Origin of the sequence: Streptomyces tibetensis (assembly GCF_007655005.1) — a bacterium.
Classification (GTDB): Bacteria; Actinomycetota; Actinomycetes; order Streptomycetales; family Streptomycetaceae; genus Streptomyces; species Streptomyces tibetensis.
The window spans coordinates 187,856-205,190 of sequence record NZ_SZVW01000018.1 but is presented as its reverse complement, the minus strand read 5'-3'; the positions used below and the strand labels follow the sequence as shown (position 1 = coordinate 205,190).

The 17,335-nt window shown below is 72.5% G+C and carries 16 protein-coding genes; 15 read left to right on the top strand and 1 reads right to left on the bottom strand.

Annotated features, from left to right (window positions below):
* Positions 1–97: 97 nt before the first annotated feature.
* The 10 genes from FDO69_RS29480 to FDO69_RS29435 all read left to right on the top strand — a co-directional run bounded on the left by FDO69_RS29480 (position 98) and on the right by FDO69_RS29435 (position 9,844).
* On the top strand, positions 98–1,024 hold the full coding sequence (locus FDO69_RS29480; RefSeq protein ID WP_234388167.1) for a permease: 927 nt from the start codon (positions 98–100) through the stop codon (positions 1,022–1,024).
* Positions 1,021–1,728 carry a TIGR03943 family putative permease subunit gene (locus tag FDO69_RS29475; protein ID WP_104783766.1) on the top strand — a complete coding sequence of 236 codons (708 nt, stop codon included), beginning with the start codon at positions 1,021–1,023 and terminating at the stop codon, positions 1,726–1,728. The genes FDO69_RS29480 and FDO69_RS29475 overlap by 4 nt, the downstream gene beginning before the upstream one ends.
* Before the next feature lie 64 nt (positions 1,729–1,792).
* Positions 1,793–2,203 (top strand): Pycsar system effector family protein, encoded by a 411-nt coding sequence (locus tag FDO69_RS29470; RefSeq protein ID WP_104783763.1) that lies wholly within the window; start codon positions 1,793–1,795, stop codon positions 2,201–2,203.
* A gap of 234 nt (positions 2,204–2,437) precedes the next feature.
* On the top strand, positions 2,438–3,004 hold the full coding sequence (locus FDO69_RS29465; protein ID WP_104783760.1) for a class I SAM-dependent methyltransferase: 567 nt from the start codon (positions 2,438–2,440) through the stop codon (positions 3,002–3,004).
* A 531-nt stretch (positions 3,005–3,535) separates the two neighbouring features.
* Entirely contained in the window at positions 3,536–3,904 is a 369-nt protein-coding gene (locus FDO69_RS29460; protein WP_104783758.1) for a hypothetical protein, read from the top strand.
* Positions 3,904–5,352: an FAD-binding oxidoreductase gene (locus tag FDO69_RS42760; RefSeq protein WP_104783755.1), complete on the top strand. Its 1,449-nt coding sequence runs from the start codon at positions 3,904–3,906 to the stop codon at positions 5,350–5,352. The genes FDO69_RS29460 and FDO69_RS42760 overlap by 1 nt, the downstream gene beginning before the upstream one ends.
* Positions 5,349–6,122 carry an SDR family NAD(P)-dependent oxidoreductase gene (locus FDO69_RS29450; protein WP_104783753.1) on the top strand — a complete coding sequence of 258 codons (774 nt, stop codon included), beginning with the start codon at positions 5,349–5,351 and terminating at the stop codon, positions 6,120–6,122. The genes FDO69_RS42760 and FDO69_RS29450 overlap by 4 nt, the downstream gene beginning before the upstream one ends.
* Positions 6,123–6,275: 153 nt before the next feature.
* On the top strand, positions 6,276–7,238 hold the full coding sequence (locus tag FDO69_RS29445) for a GNAT family N-acetyltransferase (RefSeq protein WP_104783750.1): 963 nt from the start codon (positions 6,276–6,278) through the stop codon (positions 7,236–7,238).
* Positions 7,239–7,305: 67 nt separating this feature from the next.
* Entirely contained in the window at positions 7,306–8,145 is an 840-nt protein-coding gene (locus FDO69_RS29440; RefSeq protein WP_104783747.1) for an ester cyclase family protein, read from the top strand.
* Positions 8,146–8,185: 40 nt separating this feature from the next.
* A complete protein-coding gene (locus FDO69_RS29435; protein WP_104783744.1) occupies positions 8,186–9,844 on the top strand; it encodes an FAD-dependent monooxygenase in 1,659 nt (552 codons plus the stop codon).
* Between the two features lie 85 nt (positions 9,845–9,929).
* Here FDO69_RS29435 and FDO69_RS29430 read toward each other — a convergent pair whose 3' ends face one another.
* Positions 9,930–10,418, bottom strand: coding sequence for a MarR family winged helix-turn-helix transcriptional regulator (locus FDO69_RS29430; protein ID WP_104783741.1), 489 nt, complete (start codon positions 10,416–10,418; stop codon positions 9,930–9,932).
* 124 nt (positions 10,419–10,542) lie between these two features.
* Here FDO69_RS29430 and FDO69_RS29425 point away from each other — a divergent pair, with 124 nt between their 5' ends.
* The 5 genes from FDO69_RS29425 to FDO69_RS29405 all read left to right on the top strand — a co-directional run bounded on the left by FDO69_RS29425 (position 10,543) and on the right by FDO69_RS29405 (position 17,211).
* A complete protein-coding gene (locus FDO69_RS29425; protein ID WP_104783738.1) occupies positions 10,543–12,099 on the top strand; it encodes an FAD-dependent monooxygenase in 1,557 nt (518 codons plus the stop codon).
* Positions 12,100–12,192: 93 nt separating this feature from the next.
* Positions 12,193–13,194, top strand: a complete 1,002-nt coding sequence (locus FDO69_RS29420) for a methyltransferase (RefSeq protein WP_104783736.1) — start codon at positions 12,193–12,195, stop codon at positions 13,192–13,194.
* Positions 13,195–13,310: 116 nt separating this feature from the next.
* A complete protein-coding gene (locus FDO69_RS29415) occupies positions 13,311–14,288 on the top strand; it encodes a quinone oxidoreductase family protein (protein WP_104783733.1) in 978 nt (325 codons plus the stop codon).
* Positions 14,289–14,443: 155 nt separating this feature from the next.
* Complete coding sequence (locus FDO69_RS29410; RefSeq protein WP_104783730.1) at positions 14,444–15,421, top strand: quinone oxidoreductase family protein; 978 nt, start codon at positions 14,444–14,446, stop codon at positions 15,419–15,421.
* 212 nt (positions 15,422–15,633) lie between these two features.
* The gene (locus tag FDO69_RS29405; protein WP_104783728.1) at positions 15,634–17,211 is read left to right on the top strand and encodes an MDR family MFS transporter; all 1,578 of its coding nucleotides are present in this window, start codon (positions 15,634–15,636) and stop codon (positions 17,209–17,211) included.
* Positions 17,212–17,335 lie beyond the last annotated feature (124 nt).

The window sequence follows — 17,335 nt, the reverse complement described above, 5'->3', positions numbered from 1 at the left end:
CGGGGCGGGCCCGGGCGGGGACGCCGGGGCGGGCCCGGGCGGGGACGCCGGGGCGGGGCGGGGCAAGGAAGAGGCCAAGTACCTCAACTCCCCCCTCCTGCTGACCCTTCTGTTGCTCACGGCGGTGATGTTCCAGGACCCGGTCCGCGGAGCCCTGGCCGCACCGGTGATGCAGAGCTGGATGACGGTGTTCGTCGCGGTCCTGGTCCAGGCGCTGCCGTTCCTGGTGCTCGGGGTGCTGCTGTCGGCGGCCATCGCGGTGTTCGTGCCGCCGTCGTTCTTCGCGCGGGCCCTGCCGAAGCACCCGGCCCTCGCGGTGCCGGTCGCGGGCGCGGCGGGCGCGGTGCTGCCGGGCTGCGAGTGCGCGTCCGTGCCGGTGGCCGGCGCTCTGGTCCGCCGCGGCGTCACCCCGGCGGCGGCCCTGGCCTTCCTCCTGTCGGCGCCCGCCATCAACCCGATCGTGCTGACGGCGACGGCCGTGGCGTTCCCCGGCAACCCGGAGATGGTCCTGGCCCGCTTCGTCGCGAGCCTGCTGGTGGCCTGCTCGATGGGCTGGCTCTGGCACCGCCTCGGCCGCACGGACTGGCTCCGCCCCCCGGCCCGCGCGTCGCACGAGGGGCAGGGCAGGGGAGCGGCCTTCTGGGGCTCGGTCCGCCACGACGTGACGCACGCGGGCGGATTCCTGGTGATCGGCGCGATGGCCGCGGCCACCCTCAAGGCGGTCGTCCCCGCGGGGTGGCTGAGCCTCGCGGCCGGCCACCCCGTGCTGTCGGTCCTGGTCCTCGCGGCCCTGGCCGTCCTGCTCTCCATCTGCTCGGAGGCGGACGCGTTCGTGGCGGCGTCCCTGACCCAGTTCTCCCTGACGGCCCGTCTGACATTCCTGGTCGTCGGCCCGATGATCGACCTGAAACTCTTCGCGATGCAGGCGGGCACCTTCGGCCGCGCCTTCGCCCTGCGCTTCGCCCCCGCGACCTTCGCCCTGGCCGTCATCGTGTCGGCCCTGACCGGAACGGTCCTGCTGTGAACCGCCTGGCCCAGACGGCCCTCCTCTTCCTGCTCGGCGCGACCCTCCTGCACGCCGGCACGACCGACCTCTACCTGCGTTACGTCAAGGAGGGTCTGCGCCCCCTGGTCCTCCTGGCGGGCGCGGTCCTGATCGCCACGGCGGCGGCCACCCTCTGGTACGACCGCCGCGGCGCCCCCACACACGACCACCACCGCGAACCCCGCGTCTCCTGGCTGCTCACACTCCCGGTCCTCGCCCTGATCCTGGTCGCCCCGCCGGCCCTGGGCTCCTACAGCGCGGCGCACACCGGTACGGCCCTGACGAAACCCTTCGGCTTCCCGGCCCTCCCCACCGGCGACGCACCCCTGCGCCTGGCCGTGGCGGACTACGCCGGCCGCGCGATCTACGACGACGGCCGGGCCCTCCACGACCGTGAGCTGAAGATCACCGGCTTCGTCACCCTGGACCGGACCGGCGCCCCCTACCTGGTCCGCATGGGCCTCAACTGCTGCGCGGCCGACGCACAGCCGGTGAAGATCGCCCTGACGGGCAACACCCCGCCGGTCCTGAGCCCGGACACCTGGCTGGAGGTCACGGGCACGTACACCCCCCGCCGTACCAAGGACCCGGTCAACAACGGCCCCATCCCCTACCTCGAGGTGACGACCGCGAGGCCGGTCCCCACCCCGCGCGACCCGTACGACGAGACGGGGAACTCCTGAACTACGGTGTGGAGCAGCCTTTTTGGGGTACTCGGAGGAGACCGCTGATCAGCGAGGGGTAGGCATGACCACACTCCGAGGCGAGCGCACGGCGGACCTCGGCCGGCCGCTTCCGCCCGAGGCGGTCCGCGAGGAACTGGCGAGGGCCGACCACCGGGCGGGACTGACCCTGGCCACCCTCGGCGCCGCCCTGGCCGCGCTCCTCACCGCCATCACCGCCGGCGTCATCACCCCCGCCCAGTACGCCGCGATCCCCCAGCTCCTCCTCTGGACGGGCTGCGCGGCCTGCGCCCCGTCCCTGGTCCTGCTGAGCCTGGCGAGGACGCCCCATCCGGCCCCCACCGCCGACACCCCGCCGCAGCTGCTGACCCGGACCACCCGCGTCAAGCACCGCCGGATACGGCACGCGATGACGTGGGGGGCGGCGTTCCTCGCCCTCACCCTCGCGGGGACGCTGGCGGGGGTGCTCTCCTAAGCGTGTCCGCAAAGTCCCGCCTGCCCCGCGACGACTTAGGCCGTGTCCGCCGGATCCCGATCCGGCGCGCGGGGCCGGGCATGTGTCCCCTCCGAGCCGCTCCGACCGGCGGTTTGGAGTGCGGCTGGAGTCTCGCTCGCGAAGGCATCCAGGGCCGTCGCTCGTGGGGACGGCATCTGTAACTCTCGGCGAAGAGACCGCGAACGTCTCGAAACTCGTGACGGGGAGTTCCGCATGCCCAATGCCGTTTCCTGTACCGACCCTGCGGCCGAAGCCGCCGTTCCCACCTTCGAAGCCGCCACCGGAACCCTCCTGCGGCAGTTGGTGCTGGCGGCCGGGCCGCTGACCGTGCTCCAGATCGGCTGCCCGTACGCGTCGTTCACCGCCGGGCTCGCGGCGGCGATGAGCGAGAACGGGCACGGCCGGGTCATCTGCTGCGAGCCGGAAGCCGTACGCGCCGAGGCCGCCGCGGCGGCGGTCGAGAAGGCCGGACTCGGTCGGTACGCGGACGTACGGGTGGGCCGTCCCGAACGGTCGCTGGCGACCGTCCCCGGACCGGTGGACCTGCTGCTGCTCGGGGGCCCGCCGGAGTCCTTCCTGCCGCTGCTGAAACTGGTGGAACCGAGGATGCTGCCGGGCGCGGTGGTGGTGGCCCTCGGGGTGCGGGACGTGCCGGCGCCGTGCGCGGAGTTCCTCGCCCATGTCCGGTTCTCCGGCGGCGGCTACGTGTCGCTGCCCCTTCCCTTCGACGGTGACGGCGACGTCGACGGCGGCGTGGAAATGGCCGTCCGCGCCGCCTGACGGATCCGCGCCGTCGACGCATTGGCGCCGTCTGGCGCCTCCGCGCCGTCTGGCGCCTCCGCGCCGTCTGGCGCCTCCGCGCCGTCTGGCGCCTCCGCGCCGTCTGGCGCCTCCGCGCCGCCTGACCCCTCCGCGTCGGCCACCCCCTAGGAGTGCCGTGTCCCTTCGTCCGTTCGATCCGGAGTTCCTGCCCGAGGGACACCCCGACAAGAAGACCGTCCCGCCCCGCGTCACCGCTCCGCGTGCCGTGTGGCGAGGGCTTGTGCGCTACCTGCTGCTGCCGGCGTACCGCGCGCTGGTGGCCCTCGGCTCCGTGCACGTGGCCGCGCTCTGGCACCCGGAGTTCGGGCCCGCGTGCACGCCGCCGCGGGAGGAGCAGCCCGGCGGGCAGTCCACCGAGCGGTCCGGCTACAGGGCGTTTCGAGCGGGTCTTGAGAGCGGGCCGGAAGCCTGGCCCGGGCAACCCGCTCGCCCTGTTCCCCCAGTTCCACCGGCTTCCCCAGCTTCCCCAGAGAATCGAGGAGATCTGTGATGAGCGACGTACGGCTGGTCGGCACCTGGACCACGCAGTTGGACGACGACGGCAAGGCGGTCCCCGGGCTGGTCAGCTTCTCGGCGGACGGCACGGTCGTCTCCACCCAGCTCAACACCAAGAACATCGGCCTGGGCACCTGGCGTGCCACGGGCCCGGACAGTTTCGAGTACGGCTTCCACATCCTGGCCGCCGACCCCGAGGGCAACCACGTGGGCGAGGCACACGTGCGGGTGTCGGGCGAGTTCGTCTCGGACACCGAGTGGCAGGGCACCGGCGGTGCCGAGTTCTTCGACCCGCAGGGCACCAAGCTGCGCGGGCACGCGGGGTCCAAGGTGACCGCCGGCAAGTTCGGCATCGACGACTGATGCGGGCGGCGGCGCTGCGGGACCGGCTCGACGGGGACCTGGTTCTGCCGGACGAGGGGGGCTTCGCTCTGGCCCGGCAGCTTCAGAACACCGAGTACGACACGATCGAGCCGTACGCCGTCGCGTACTGCGCCTCCGAGGAGGACGTCGCGCTGTGCGTGCGGTACGCCCGGGAGCGGGGGGTGCGGCTGCACGTCCGGGGCGGCGGCCACAGCTTCAACGGCTGGTCGACCGGTGAGGGCCTGGTCGTCGACCTGTCCCGGATGAACCACGTCGTCGCCGAGGGGCCCGTGGTGCGGCTGGGGGCGGGCGTCCAGTCGCTGGACGCGCTGGACGCCCTGCGGACCCAGGGGCGGCAGATCGTCACCGGGACGTTCCCCACGGTCGCCGCGGGCGGATTCCTGACCGGCGGCGGGATCGGCTGGCAGACGCGGAAGTTCGGGCTGGGCAGCGACCGGGTCGCCGCCGCGCGCGTCGTGCTCGCGGACGGCAGGACCGTCCGCTGCTCGCCCACGGAGGAGCCCGACCTGTACTGGGCGTCGCGCGGTGGCGGCGGAGGCACCTTCGGGGTGGTCACGGAGTTCGAGGTGCGCTCGATCGACGCGCCCGCCCTGACCGGCTTCGAGACGCTGTGGGCGTACGACGACGCCGTGGAGGTGCTGACGGCCTGGCAGGAGTGGGCCGTCGACGGCCCCGACGAGCTCGGTACCTCCCTGGTCGTCCTCCCGGGCATGTTCGGGCCCGGCGGGCGTCCGGTGGTCCGGGTCTGGGGGGTGCACCTGGGGCCGGACGAGGCGCTGCGCGACGGGCTGGACGAGCTGGCGGAGCGGGCCGGGTGCAAGCCGCTGAGCAGGACCGTCGCTGTGCGGGGCGGGTACGCCGAGGTGATGCACGAGGCGCTGTGCGGCTCGAAGTCGGTGTCCCAGTGCCGTCGTACGGGCACCGGGCCCGAGGCCGAGGGGCACCGCCACCCGTACACCCGGCAGACTTACCGGCTCACCGCCCGGGCCGCGACCCGGCCGGAATCGGCGGCGCTGCTCGACGCCTGGGATCCCGCGCTCGACGCGGCGGGGCAGGAGCGCTATCTGCTGTGCATGGCCCTGGGCGGTGCGGCGAGCCGGGTGCCGAGCGGCGCGACCGCCTACGCGCACCGCGACGCGCGGTTCCTGGTCGGCTATCAGTTCGCCTGCCGCGAGGCGGGTGCGGACCCGGCGGCGCCGGCGCGGCTGACCTCGCTGGCGGACCGTGCGGCCGATGCGCTCACGCCGCTCGCCTGCGGCTCGTACATCAACTTCCCCAGCTCGCGGGTGGGCGAGGACTGGGAGACGGAGTACTTCGGCGCGAACCGGACCCGGCTGCGCGCCGTGAAGCGGGCCTACGACCCGGAGGACTTCTTCCGGCACGCGCAGAGCATCAGCCGTGCCCCGACGACCGAGGTGGACTCATGAGGACGGATCTGCGGAACAAGGTCGTGCTGGTCACCGGCGCCTCCTCGGGGATCGGCCGGGCGACGGCCGTGGCGTACGGACAGGAGGGGGCCAGGGTCGCGATCACGTACCACAGCAACGAGGACGGGGCCCGGGAGACGGCACGGCTGGTGACCGAGGCGGGCGGGACACCGCTGGTGGTGCGCTACGACCTCGCGGACGAGCGCTGCATACGGGACGCCGTGGGGCGGGTCGCCGAGGAGTGGGGCGGCATCGACGTGCTGGTGGCCAACGCGGTGGTCTGGAGCGAGGCGATCCCGCGGCCCGGGCAGCCGGCGCCGCGCTTCGAGGACGTACCGGCGAAGCAGTGGCAGGAGGTGCTGCGCACGTCCGTCGATGCCGTGTTCCACACGCTCCAGGCCGTGCTGCCGTGGATGCGCGGACGGCCGTGGGGCCGGATCGTGCTGCTCGGCGCGGGTCTCGCGGACACCGGCAAGGCCGGGGCGGGGGCCTACGGCGCGGGCAAGTCCGCGCTCTTCGGGCTGATGCGCAGCCTGGCCTGGGAGCTGGGGCCGGACGGGATCCTGGTCAACATGGTCGTGCCCGGCCAGACCAGCACCGAGATCGTGCGGGCGCACGTGCCCCCGGGCTTCCTGGAGGAGAAGGGCAAGACCCTGCCGTCGGGCCGGATGTCCGCTCCCGAGGACGTGGCCCGGGCCGTCACCTTCCTCGGCTCGGCCGCCAACGGCAACACCAACGGCGAGACGCTCCGCGTGACGGGTGGCGCCTGACGGGCCGGAGCAGCGTCCGCCCACGGTAGGGGCCCCGTCGCATTCCAGGTAGCTGGGAGTGCGGCGGGGCCCGCTCCGTTCCGCCCGGTGCCCGTACCCGGTGTCGAGTTGTCCTCGACGGTGTTTCGAGAGGCCCGGGTCACCGTGTGGGGCATGGAGATTCGTAGCCTCGACGGCGATGAGCCGGCGACCATCGCCGCGTTGCTTCCCGGATTCCGGGACACCATGAGTCTGGAGCTGCCCGGGGACCCGCCGGTGACGGAGGCCCTGCTGGCGCGGCTGTTCCAGCGGCGGCACGGGACGGAACGGATCGTGCTGGCCGCGTACGACGGCGGCACCCCGGCCGGTGTGCTGAAGCTCGGGCTGGATCTGGGCGACCCGAGCGGGCCGGGACACGGTTCGCTGTGGGTGTTCCCCGCTTTCCGGCGGCGCGGTGCCGGGCGGGCGCTGGCGGCCGCGGGGCTGGCGGCGCTGCGGGAGCGGGGGCGGGACCTGCTGCTCGCCGACGCTCCGAGGGCGGTGGCCGGTGAGCGGTTCGCGGCCGGGCTCGGAGCCGAACTCATCGGCGAGAGCGTGCGCCATCGGCTCCGTCCGGCCGGGCCCGCTTCAGCGGTGCTTCAGGCCGCGGCGGCCCGGCCGGTGCCCGGGTACCGCCTGGTGGCGTGGCGGGGGCCCTGCCCCGACGACCTGGTGGAGCCCTACGCGCGGGCCTGGAGCGGGCTGGAGGAGCGGGTCAACGGCCAGGCCAGGATCCGGCGTCCCTCCGCCGACGACGTGCGGGCGCGGGAGGCCGAGGCGGAGCGGGCCGGGCATCTGCCCCACGTGGTGGCGGCGCTGCCCGAGCACGGCACCGCGATCGTCGGGTACGCCACCTTGTTCGTGCGCGACAGCCCGATGGCGGACGGCGGCGAGACGCTGGTGCTGCCGCAGCACCGGCGGCGCGGTCTCGCCACCTGGCTGAAGAGCGAGCTGCTGCTCGGAGCCGCCCGGGAGAACAGCCGGCTCGCCCTGGTCCAGGTGTTCAACGACACCGCCGACACGGCCGTGGTCGCGCTCAACCGCAAGCTCGGCTTCGAGGCCGACTCGTACTGGTCGACCTACGCGCTCAAGGCCTGAGCGGTCAGCACCGCCGGATCCGCCACTCGATCCCCGAACCCGATCAAGAGCCGAGCGAGAGGAACCCATGACCACCGTCATCCCTGCCGGGCAGCGCACGCGCAACGCCGAGCTGATCCGCGAGCTGTACGGGACGCTCTACCGCGAGCGCCGCTTCGAGGAGGCGGATCGCTTCTTCCATGCCGACCACGTCGAGCACGACCCGGCCGACTGGCGGACGTCGGACCGTACGTTCCCGGCACTGCGCGCGGACATCGACCACCTGGTGGCCGGGAACGACCGGGTGATGCTCTTCGCGACCTGGACCGGGCGCTCCCGATCGGGCGCTGAACTCCGTTTGCACACGGCCGAGTTGTACCGTCTGGTGGACGGCAGGGTCGCCGAGCACTGGACCGTGGTGGACCGCGACGTGCTCGTCGCGCACGGCGTGGACGGCGGGCCGGACCGCAGCGGCCAGCCGGCCGCCCCCGGTCTGCACGGCCCGCACAGCGACACCGAGCGGGCCAACGCGGAGCTGGTGCTCGGCGCGTACCGCGACGTCTTCAGCGAGCACCGGCTGGATCTGGCCGAGCGCTACTACCACCAGGACTACCGGCACCACAACATGCGTACGGACGCGGTGCCGGACGGGCTCGACGCGTTCAAGGCGTTCTTCGCCGACAACATCGCCGCCTTCCCCGACCTGGTCACCACCGTCGACCACATCGTCGCCGCCGACGACCGGGTGATGGTCTTCGTGACCTGGACCGGCACGCTGACCGGCGCGTGGAGCGGAGGCGGCCCCTCCGGGCTGCCTCTGGAGATGCGTACCTGCGACCAGTTCCGGATCGAGCGCGGGAAGGTCGCGGAGCACTGGGAGGTCGTGGACTACCTGGCCCTGGGACGGGCCGGACTGCCGACCCCGTGAACCTGTGCCCGAGCCTGATCACCCAGAGAGGGACCGTGTGATGACCTCCGCTTCCGACCGTTCCGGCAGCGCACCCGTACTGATCGTCGGCGGCAGCCTCGTCGGGCTGTCCACCGCTGTGTTCCTGGCCCGGCACGGAGTCCGTTGCACCCTGGTGGAGCGCCATCCGGGCACGTCCGTCCATCCGAGGGCCGTCGGCTACTACCCCCGTACCGGGGAACTGCTGCGGCAGGCGGGGGTCGAGGACGCCGCAGTCCGGGAGGCGTCCGGCTTCGCCACGCACCGCACCCGGGCCGGAGTGACCTCGCTGGCCGGTGAGGTGCTGTTCAGCAAGGAGGAGCTGGAGGGCGACGACGATCTGGGCGACCTCACCCCGTCCCGGCTGCTCCTGCTGCCGCAGGACCGGCTGGAGCCGCTGCTGCGGGACCGTGCCGTGGAGCTCGGGGCCGACCTCAGGTTCGGTACGGAGCTGGTGTCCTTCGCGGAGGACCCGGAGGGGGTCACCGCCGTCCTCGACGACGGCGCCGGTGGCACCGGTACCTTCCGCAGCTCCTACCTGGTGGCCTGCGACGGGCCGCGCAGTACCGTCCGGGAGGCGCTGAAGGTGTCCCGGCAGGGGCGCGGGGTGCTGTCCCGTCATGTGAGCATCGCGTTCGGCGCGGATCTGCGCCCGGTGCTGGGGGACCGCCGCTACAGCGTGGTCCATGTGCAGAACCCCCAGGTCACGGGCATCCTCGTGCATGACGACACCTTGACCGGGGGCACGCTCATCGTCGGGTACCGGCCCGAGGACGGGGAGGGCCTGGAGGACTTCACCGACGACCGCTGCGCCGAGCTGGTGGGGGCCGCGGTGGGAGCGCCGGGGGTCGAGGTGACGATCCGTTCGCGCTTCCCCTGGGACATGGCGGAGCAGGTGGCGGACAGGTTCGTGCACGGGAGGGTGCTGCTGGCCGGCGACGCGGCCCATGTGGTGCCGCCGACCGGGGGCTACGGGGCCAACACCGGTATCGCCGACGCCCACAACCTCGCCTGGAAGCTCGCCCTGGTGGTCGGGGGCGTCGCGGGGCCCGGCCTGGTGGAGACGTACGACGCCGAGCGACGGCCCGTGGCCCTCTACACGGCCGAGCAGGGTTCCCTCCAGCTCGCGCTGCGTTCCGGCACCGCGACCCCGGAGCAGCGGGCCGCCGTCGCGGACGCGGTGACGGTCACGTCGGGTCAGGCCTACCGGTCCGCCGCGGTGGTGGCGGAGCCGGGCGGCGCGGATCTGCCGGTCGCCTCCGACCCGCGCGCGCTGCGCGGGGCGCCGGGCACCCGGGCGCCGTACGTGGAGCTCGTGCGCGGCGGTGACCCGGTGTCCACACTCGACCTGTTCGGGCGGGACTTCGTCCTGCTGACCGGAGAGAACGGCCGCGAGTGGATCTCGGCGGCGGTCGCCGCCTCCGCCGAACTGGGCCTGAAGATCACCGCCCGCCGGGTGGTGCCGGGGACGGACGCGGGGGCGGGCACCCTGGCCGACCCGGACGGCGGCTGGTCCGAGCGCTACGGCGGTCTGCGCCCCGAAGGGGCCGTGCTGGTACGCCCGGACGGCGTCGTCGCCTGGCGGTCGCCGGGTGCGGACCCGGGAGGCGAGGAAACCCCGGTGCTGACAGCGGCGCTGCGGAGCGTCCTCGCACGGGGTTCCCGCACGGGCGGGAGGTAGCGGGCCGAGGTCCGTGGCGGTCGCCGCCGCGGGCCTCTTCCGTGCGGATGGCCGGGCCGCCCACCCGGCCCGGGGCGCCGGAGGGTCAGGCGGAGCCCGACTCGTGCTGCAACTCGCCCACGGAGTCCACGTACTTGATCAGCAGACGGGCGAATTCGAGCCGCTCCGCCTCCGGCCAGTCCTGGGTGATGCGCTCGAAGGCCGCGCGCTGGTGGCGGCGGAAGCGGGCGAGCGTCTCGTGCCCCTCCGGGGTGAGCTGCAGGATCGTACGGCGGCCGTCGCGCTGCGAGGCCGCACGGATCAGATAGCCGGCGGAGATGCAGTCGGAGACCATCCGGCTCGCCACGGAGGGGTCGACCGCGAGCCGCTCGCCCACGACACCGACGGTGATCTCCTGGCCCTCCTGGTCGGGCCCGTCCTGCACGATGTTGAGCACCAGCGTCCTGGTGAAGTCCTTGCGGGACACCTGCTTCTCCACATTCAGCGCCTGCGCACGCCGCAGTCGGGAGAAGGCGGGACCGACGGCGTCGAGCAGATCCGCTGCCCGCGGCGGGGGCTGAGTCGAAGTGTCCATGTCCGCATTCTAAGCGAGTTGATTACGGCAGACGAGCATCTGTATGCTCTCAATCGACTGCATGACATTAAGCATATACCTGTGAGCGAACATGTATCGCGCACATCCAACGAGGGGGAACCTCATGTCCCAGTCCGTGCCGCCCGAGCACTCCGATCGCGACGTCGAGATCGCCTACGACACCGGCGTCGACTTCGACGTGCTGATCGTCGGCGGCGGTCCCGTCGGCATGCTGCTCGCCGCGGAGCTCCGGATCGCCCGCGTCCGTGCGGTGGTGCTCGAGCGGCTTCCCGAACGCACCCCGCACTCCAAGGCCTTCGGGCTGCACGCCCGCTCCCTGGAGTCCCTCGACCGGCGCGGCCTGCTCAAGAGGTTCCGCGAGGGGGCCCGCTCCTGGAACAACGGCCACTTCGCCGGACTCGACGAGTGGGTCGACTTCTCCACCCTCGACAGCGCGCACGGCTACGCCCTGCTCTCCGAGCAGACCCGGACCGAACGGCTGCTGGAGGAGCGTGCCGCCGAGTTCGGCGCCGAGATCCGGCGCGGTCACGAGGTCACCGCGATACGCCAGGACGCCGACGGCGTCGAGGCCGAGGTGACCGGCCCCGACGGCGCCTACACGCTGCGCGCCCGGTACGCAGTGGGCTGCGACGGCGGCCGCAGCCTGGTCCGGCAGGAGGCCGGCATCGCCTTCCCCGGCACCGGCGGCCGGGTCACCGCCCGGCTCGGCGACGTGATCCTCGCCGACCGCGAGAACGCCCCCATGGGCATGGAGCGCACCGAACGCGGCCTGCTGTTCTGCGTCCCGCTCGACGACACCTACCACCGTGTCTCCACGTTCGACTTCGAGGCGGACCGGGAGCCCGGTGCGGAGCTCACCCTGGACGAGCTGACCGCCAGCCTGCGCGAGATCTGGGGCGACGACCTCGGCGCGCACGCGCCGCGCTGGCTCTCCGTCTTCACCGACTCCGCGTGCCAGGCGGACCGCTACCGCGAGGGCCGGCTGCTGATCGCGGGTGACGCCGCCCACACCCACTTCCCGGTCGGCGGCCAGGGCGTCAACCTCGGTCTCCAGGACGCCTTCAACCTCGGCTGGAAGCTCGCCGCCGCGGTGCACGGCTGGGCCCCCGAGGACCTGCTCGACAGCTACGACCGGGAGCGGCAGGCGCCGGCCCGCAAGGTGCTGGCCAACACCCGCGCCCAGATCGCGCTGATGAACCCGGACCCGTACGTCACCCCGCTGCGCGAGCTGTTCACCGACCTCATGCGCACCGAGCAGGTGAACCGGTACCTCGCCGAGATGCTCAGCGGCGTCACCGTCCGCTACGCGATCGACGGCCCCGAGCACCGGCTGCTCGGCGACTTCGCCCGCGACCTGGAACTGAAGACCGAGGAGGGTGTGCGGCCCCTCCCCAAGTACCTGAAGCGCGGCACGGGTCTGCTGCTCGACCTGACCGGCGACTCGCTGATCGGCCAGGTCCACGAGAAGTGGGCCGCGGGCGTCTCCTGGGCCGGCCGGCTCCAGCACGTCCGGGCCGAGTGCGCCCAAGAGCCGCAGCTGGCCGGTCTGCTGGTCCGCCCCGACGGCTACGTCGCCTGGGCCGCGGACCGGGACATGCCGGAGCCGCAGCTGCGGGAATCGCTGACCGCGGCCGTCACCACCTGGTTCGGCACCGTCTGACGAAGAGGCCGGAAGGGCCGGAGGGGCGCCTCCCTTCGGCCGGTACGGCACCTTCCCCCACCCCCACACCGCATGTGCACGTGAGAGGAAGCAGTGAGCAATCCCCCCTGGTCGCAGGAGTTACTGGAGAAGAGCGACCTGATCACCCCCATGGCCATCAGAGTGGCCGCCACCCTCGGACTCTCCGACCACATGGCCGCCGGCGCGGTCACGGTCGAGTCGCTGGCCCGGGAGGTGAACGTGGACCCGACCGCTCTGGGCCGTCTCCTCGGTCACCTGGTCAACGCCGGGATCTACCGCACCCTCCCCGACGGGGGCTACGAACCGACCGACCTCGGTGTCCTGCTGCGCGACGACGTCCCGCAGTCGGGCCGCGACTGGCTCCGCCTGGACGGCCCGACCGGCCGGGGAGAGGCCGCGGTGTTCCGCCTGCTCGATGCGGTGCGCACCGGCGGCCCCGTCTACTCGGCGCTGTACGGGCAGGAGTTCTGGACGGACGTCGAGTCCGACGGCGCGCTCGCCGAGGCCTTCGCCCGGCGGATGGCGGCGAGCATGCGCTGGGTCGTCCCCGAGCTGCTGGCCCAGGGCGACTGGCAGTCCGTCCGCCATGTCGTGGACGTCGGCGGCGGCAGCGGTGACCTGCTCGCGGCCGTGATCGACGCCACCCCGGGCGCGCGGGGCACCCTGCTCGACCTGGAGGCGCCCGCGGCGGCCGCCGAGCGGGACTTCGCGGCCGCCGGCCTTGAGGAGCGCTGCCGCGCGGTGGTCGGCAGCTTCTTCGATCCGCTGCCCGCCGACGGCGACGTGTACCTGCTGTCCAACGTCCTGCTCAACTGGCCCGACGACCGGGCGGCCGAGATTCTCCGGCGCTGCGCAGAGGCCGTACGTCCGGGCGGCAGGGTCATGGTCCTGGAGGGTCTGCTCGACGTGCAGACCGACCAGACGGACCTGGACCTGCGGATGCTCATCTATCTGGGCGGGCGGATGCGCACCACCGAGCAGCTGCGCGAGCTGGCGGCCGACGCCGGGCTCGCCCTGCGCCGCGTGGTCGACCTGGGACCGGTGCGCTCGCTCGTCGAACTCACCCGGGCGTGATCCGGCCCGCTCCCTCCCCCCTTGGGACCCCCGCCGTGCATGACGGGGCTTGCCCCGTCATGCACGCGAGCGAACGACAGAGAAATCAGAGAAAACAGAGAATGAGGAGTACGTCCATGCGTATCGTCCGACACCACGAGTTCGGTGCCCCCTCGGTGCTGCGGCTCGAAGAGGCCGAAAAGCCCACCCCCGGTCCCGGCCAGGTGCTGATCCGCGCCGAGGCGGTCGGGGTCAACTTCGCCGAGTGCCAGCGCCGTCAGGGCATCCCGGTCGGCGGTCCCGCCACGCTTCCCGGCTCGCCCGGCGGTGACGTCGCCGGTGTCGTGGAGCAGCTCGGCGAGGGCGTCGACCGGGTGAAGGTCGGTGACCGCGTGGTCACCGGCGTCGCCGCCGACGGGTACGCCGAGTACGTCGTCACCCAGGCCGACTGGCTGTTCGCCGTCCCCGAGGGCATCGACGCGGGCCAGGCCACCTCGCTGCCCATCCCCGGCCAGACCGCCTACCACGTGATCGTCACGGCGGCGAAGCTCCAGCCCGGTGAGACCGTGCTGATCACCGCCGCCGCGGGCGGCATCGGGCACCTGCTGGTCCAGATGGCCAAGGCGCTCGGCGCGGGCCGGATCATCGCCGCCGCCCGCGGAGCGGAGAAGCTGTCCTTCGCCGCCTCGCTCGGCGCGGACGTCACCGTCGACTACGGCGAGGACGGCTGGGACGAGAAGGTGCGTGCCGCGACCGGCGGCCGGGGCGTGGACATCGCCCTGGAGACCGTCGGTGGGGACATCCTCACCAAGTCCGTGAACCTCACCGCCCCGTTCGGCCGGACGGTCGTGTACGGCGCGGCCGGTGGCGAGCTGCCGGCCATCGACGTCGCCGACATCTTCGACAACCGCATCGTCATGGGCTTCAGCATGTGGGGCGTGATGGCCGCCAAGCCGGACGCCATGGCCCAGGGCGCCCGCGAGCTGCTGGACATGGTGACCTCCGGCAAGGTCCGTCCCGTGGTCCACGCGGAGCTGCCGCTGAAGGACGCCGCGGCCGCGCACGAGCTGATGGAGTCGCGCTCCCAGCTCGGCCGTGTGGTGCTCGTTCCCTGACACACCCTCAGGCCGTGCATCGAATCACTGATGTGCGGTTGACAAGTGCATGCATGAGGACATGTAATTGTCCCACACCATGTAACCCGGATCCCTGGGCGGAGCCGCGCGACGACCCCCGCGGCTCGACAACACCTCCTAGTTGGGAGAACACCATGCGAATCGTCCGCCACTACGAGCACGGCGCCCCCTCGGTGCTGCGTGTCGAAGAGGCGGAGAAGCCGCAGCCCGGACCGGGCGAAGTGCTGATCCGCTCCGAGGCCGTCGGTGTCACGTTCGCCGAGGTCCAGCGCCGCCAGGGCATCCCGATCGGCGGCCACGCCACGCTGCCCGGCGCCCCCGGTGGCGATGTCGCCGGCGTCGTCGAGGCACTCGGCGAGGGTGTCACCACCCTCGGCGTCGGGGACCGTGTCGTCGTCGACGTCGACCACAGTGCCTACGCCGACTACGTGACCGCCGACGCCGCCTGGGCCATCACCATCCCCGACACCATGGACGCGGCCGAGGCCACTCTGCTGCCCAGCCCGGCCCAGACGGCGTACCACGCCATCAAGGAGTCCGGTCAGCTCAGACCCGGGGAGTCGATCCTGATCGACGCCGCCTCCGGGGGCGTCGGCCACCTCGCCGTGCAGATCGCCAAGGCGATGGGCGCCGGCAAGGTCATCGCCACCGCCAGTACGCAGGCCAAGCTGGACTTCGTCCGTGACCTCGGTGCCGACGTCACCGTCAACTACACCGACGACGGCTGGGACGACCAGGTCCGGGCCGCGACCGACGGCCGGGGTGTGGACGTCGTCCTGGAAACCGTCGGCGGCGACATCCTCACCAAGTCCATCGCCCTCACCGCCCAGTTCGGCCGGCTGGTCTTCTACGGCTCGGCCAGCGGCGACATCCAGCCCATCCACCCGCTGATGCTCAGCCGGATGAAGACCGTGGCCGGATTCGCTCTGTACGCCATGCTCTACAACAAGCCCGAGGCCATCGCCGCGGGACAGCGCGACCTGCTCGACATGATCGCCACCGGCAAGGTGCGCCCGATCGTCCACGAGCGGCTCGGCCTCGACGAGGCCGTCAAGGCGCACGAACTCATGGAGGCCCGGGCCCAGCTCGGCAAGGTCGTCCTCGTCCCCTGACACGGGCCGGCGACCCACCGCCTCCCACCCACGTGGCCGGTCACGACTTCCCCCGTTCGGGACCGGCCACTCGCCGTACGGCACGAGAGCACTCGTGCCGTACGGCGCAGTCCACAGCAATCCCCTGACGGATCCCACACCGCAGCGACGCCGGCCGGCCACGGCCCGCGGGACGGGGATGGCACCCACTCCAGCCCGAAAGGCGAATCACCGTGCCCTCCCGGACCACAGGGGCAGACGGCCCGCTCACGACCGTCGGCGCCCCTCCCCAGACCCGGATCAAACCCGTCATCACCGCCTGCCTGCTGGCCGTCTTCCTGGCCATGCTGGACTCGCAGATCGTGGCCACCGCGCTGCCCCGCATCGTCGGGGACCTCGGCGGTCTCGACGTCTTCGCCTGGGTGACGACCGCGTACATCATCGCCGCCAGCGTCACCACGCCCGTCTACGGCAAGCTCGGCGACCTCTTCGGCCGCAAGAAGATCTTCCTGATCTCCGTCGCGGTGTTCCTGGCCGGCTCCGCGCTGAGCGGCGCCGCCCAGTCCATGGACCAGCTCATCCTGTTCCGCACCGTGCAGGGCATCGGCGCCGGCGGCCTCTTCGTCTCGGTGCTCGCCATCATCGGGGAGCTGTTCAACCCCCGTGAGGCCGCCAAGTACTTCAACCTCTTCGGTATCGTCTTCGCCCTCGCGGCGCTGGCCGGGCCCGCCGTCGGCGGTGCTCTCACCGACCTGCTGAGCTGGCACTGGGTCTTCCTGATCAACCTGCCCGTCGGCATCGTGATCCTGGTGCTGGTCTCCACCTGCCTGCACCTGCCCCGCGCCGACCGCGTCGCGCGGATCGACTACACCGGGTTCGTCCTGCTCAGCACCGCCATCGTCGCGCTCACCCTGGCCGCCAGCTGGGGCGGTGTGAAGTACGAGTGGCTGGACTGGCGGATCCTCGGGCTCGGCGCGGGAGCGGTGCTGCTCGCCGTGGCGTTCATCGCCGCCGAGCGCCGGGCCCCCGAACCCGTCATCCCGCTGCACCTCTTCCGCGACTCCACCTTCAGCGTCAGCGTGCTGGTGAGCGTCGCGGCCGGCATCGTCTTCCTCGGCTCGGTCAACTTCCTGGCCATTTACATCCAGGTGGTCACCGGCGCCAGCCCGACCGTGTCCGGCGTCGTGCTGCTGCCCATGATGTTCGGCCTGGTCGCCTCCTCCGTCGTCAGCGGCGCGTTGATCACCAAAACGGGGCGCTACAAGTGGTACCCCGTGCTCAGCATGGCCATCGGCATCGCGGGGGCGCTGCTCCTGGCCACCATGGACACCGGCACCCCCCGTGCCGTGGTCATCGCCTACATGCTGGTCTTCGGCGTCGCCGCCGGGCTGAACATGCAGGTCCTCACCATGGCCGCGCAGAACACCGCGCCCCGTGACGACATCGGCGCGGTCCACGCCACCGTGTCCTTCGCCCGGCAGCTGGGCACCACCGTGGGTATCTCCCTGTTCGCCTCGATCTTCTACAACCGGCTCACCGAGGAGATCGCCGACCGGACTCCCCCGGGAGCCCTGCGCGGCATCGACCACGACGCGCTGAGCTCGACCGAGACACTGGACCGCCTCACCGAGCCCGTGCGCAACGCGGTGGAACAGGCGTACGCCGCCGCGCTCACCCCCGTGTTCCTCACCGCCGTACCGGTCCTCGTACTGGGGCTGCTGGCCGCCCTGACGATGAAGAACCTCCCCCTGCGCGGCGAGCACCAGGGTGAGGACCACCAGGATCACGAGGTGGCCGCCGAGGGGAACTGAGCTTCCCTACTCTCCGATGAGAGCCGCCGTCCCGCACGGGACGGCGGCTCTCGTGCGTCGGCCTGCCGTGCCCCGGGCCGCCCTTCAGCGCCCTTCGAGTCCGAATCGACGGCTCGCGACCATC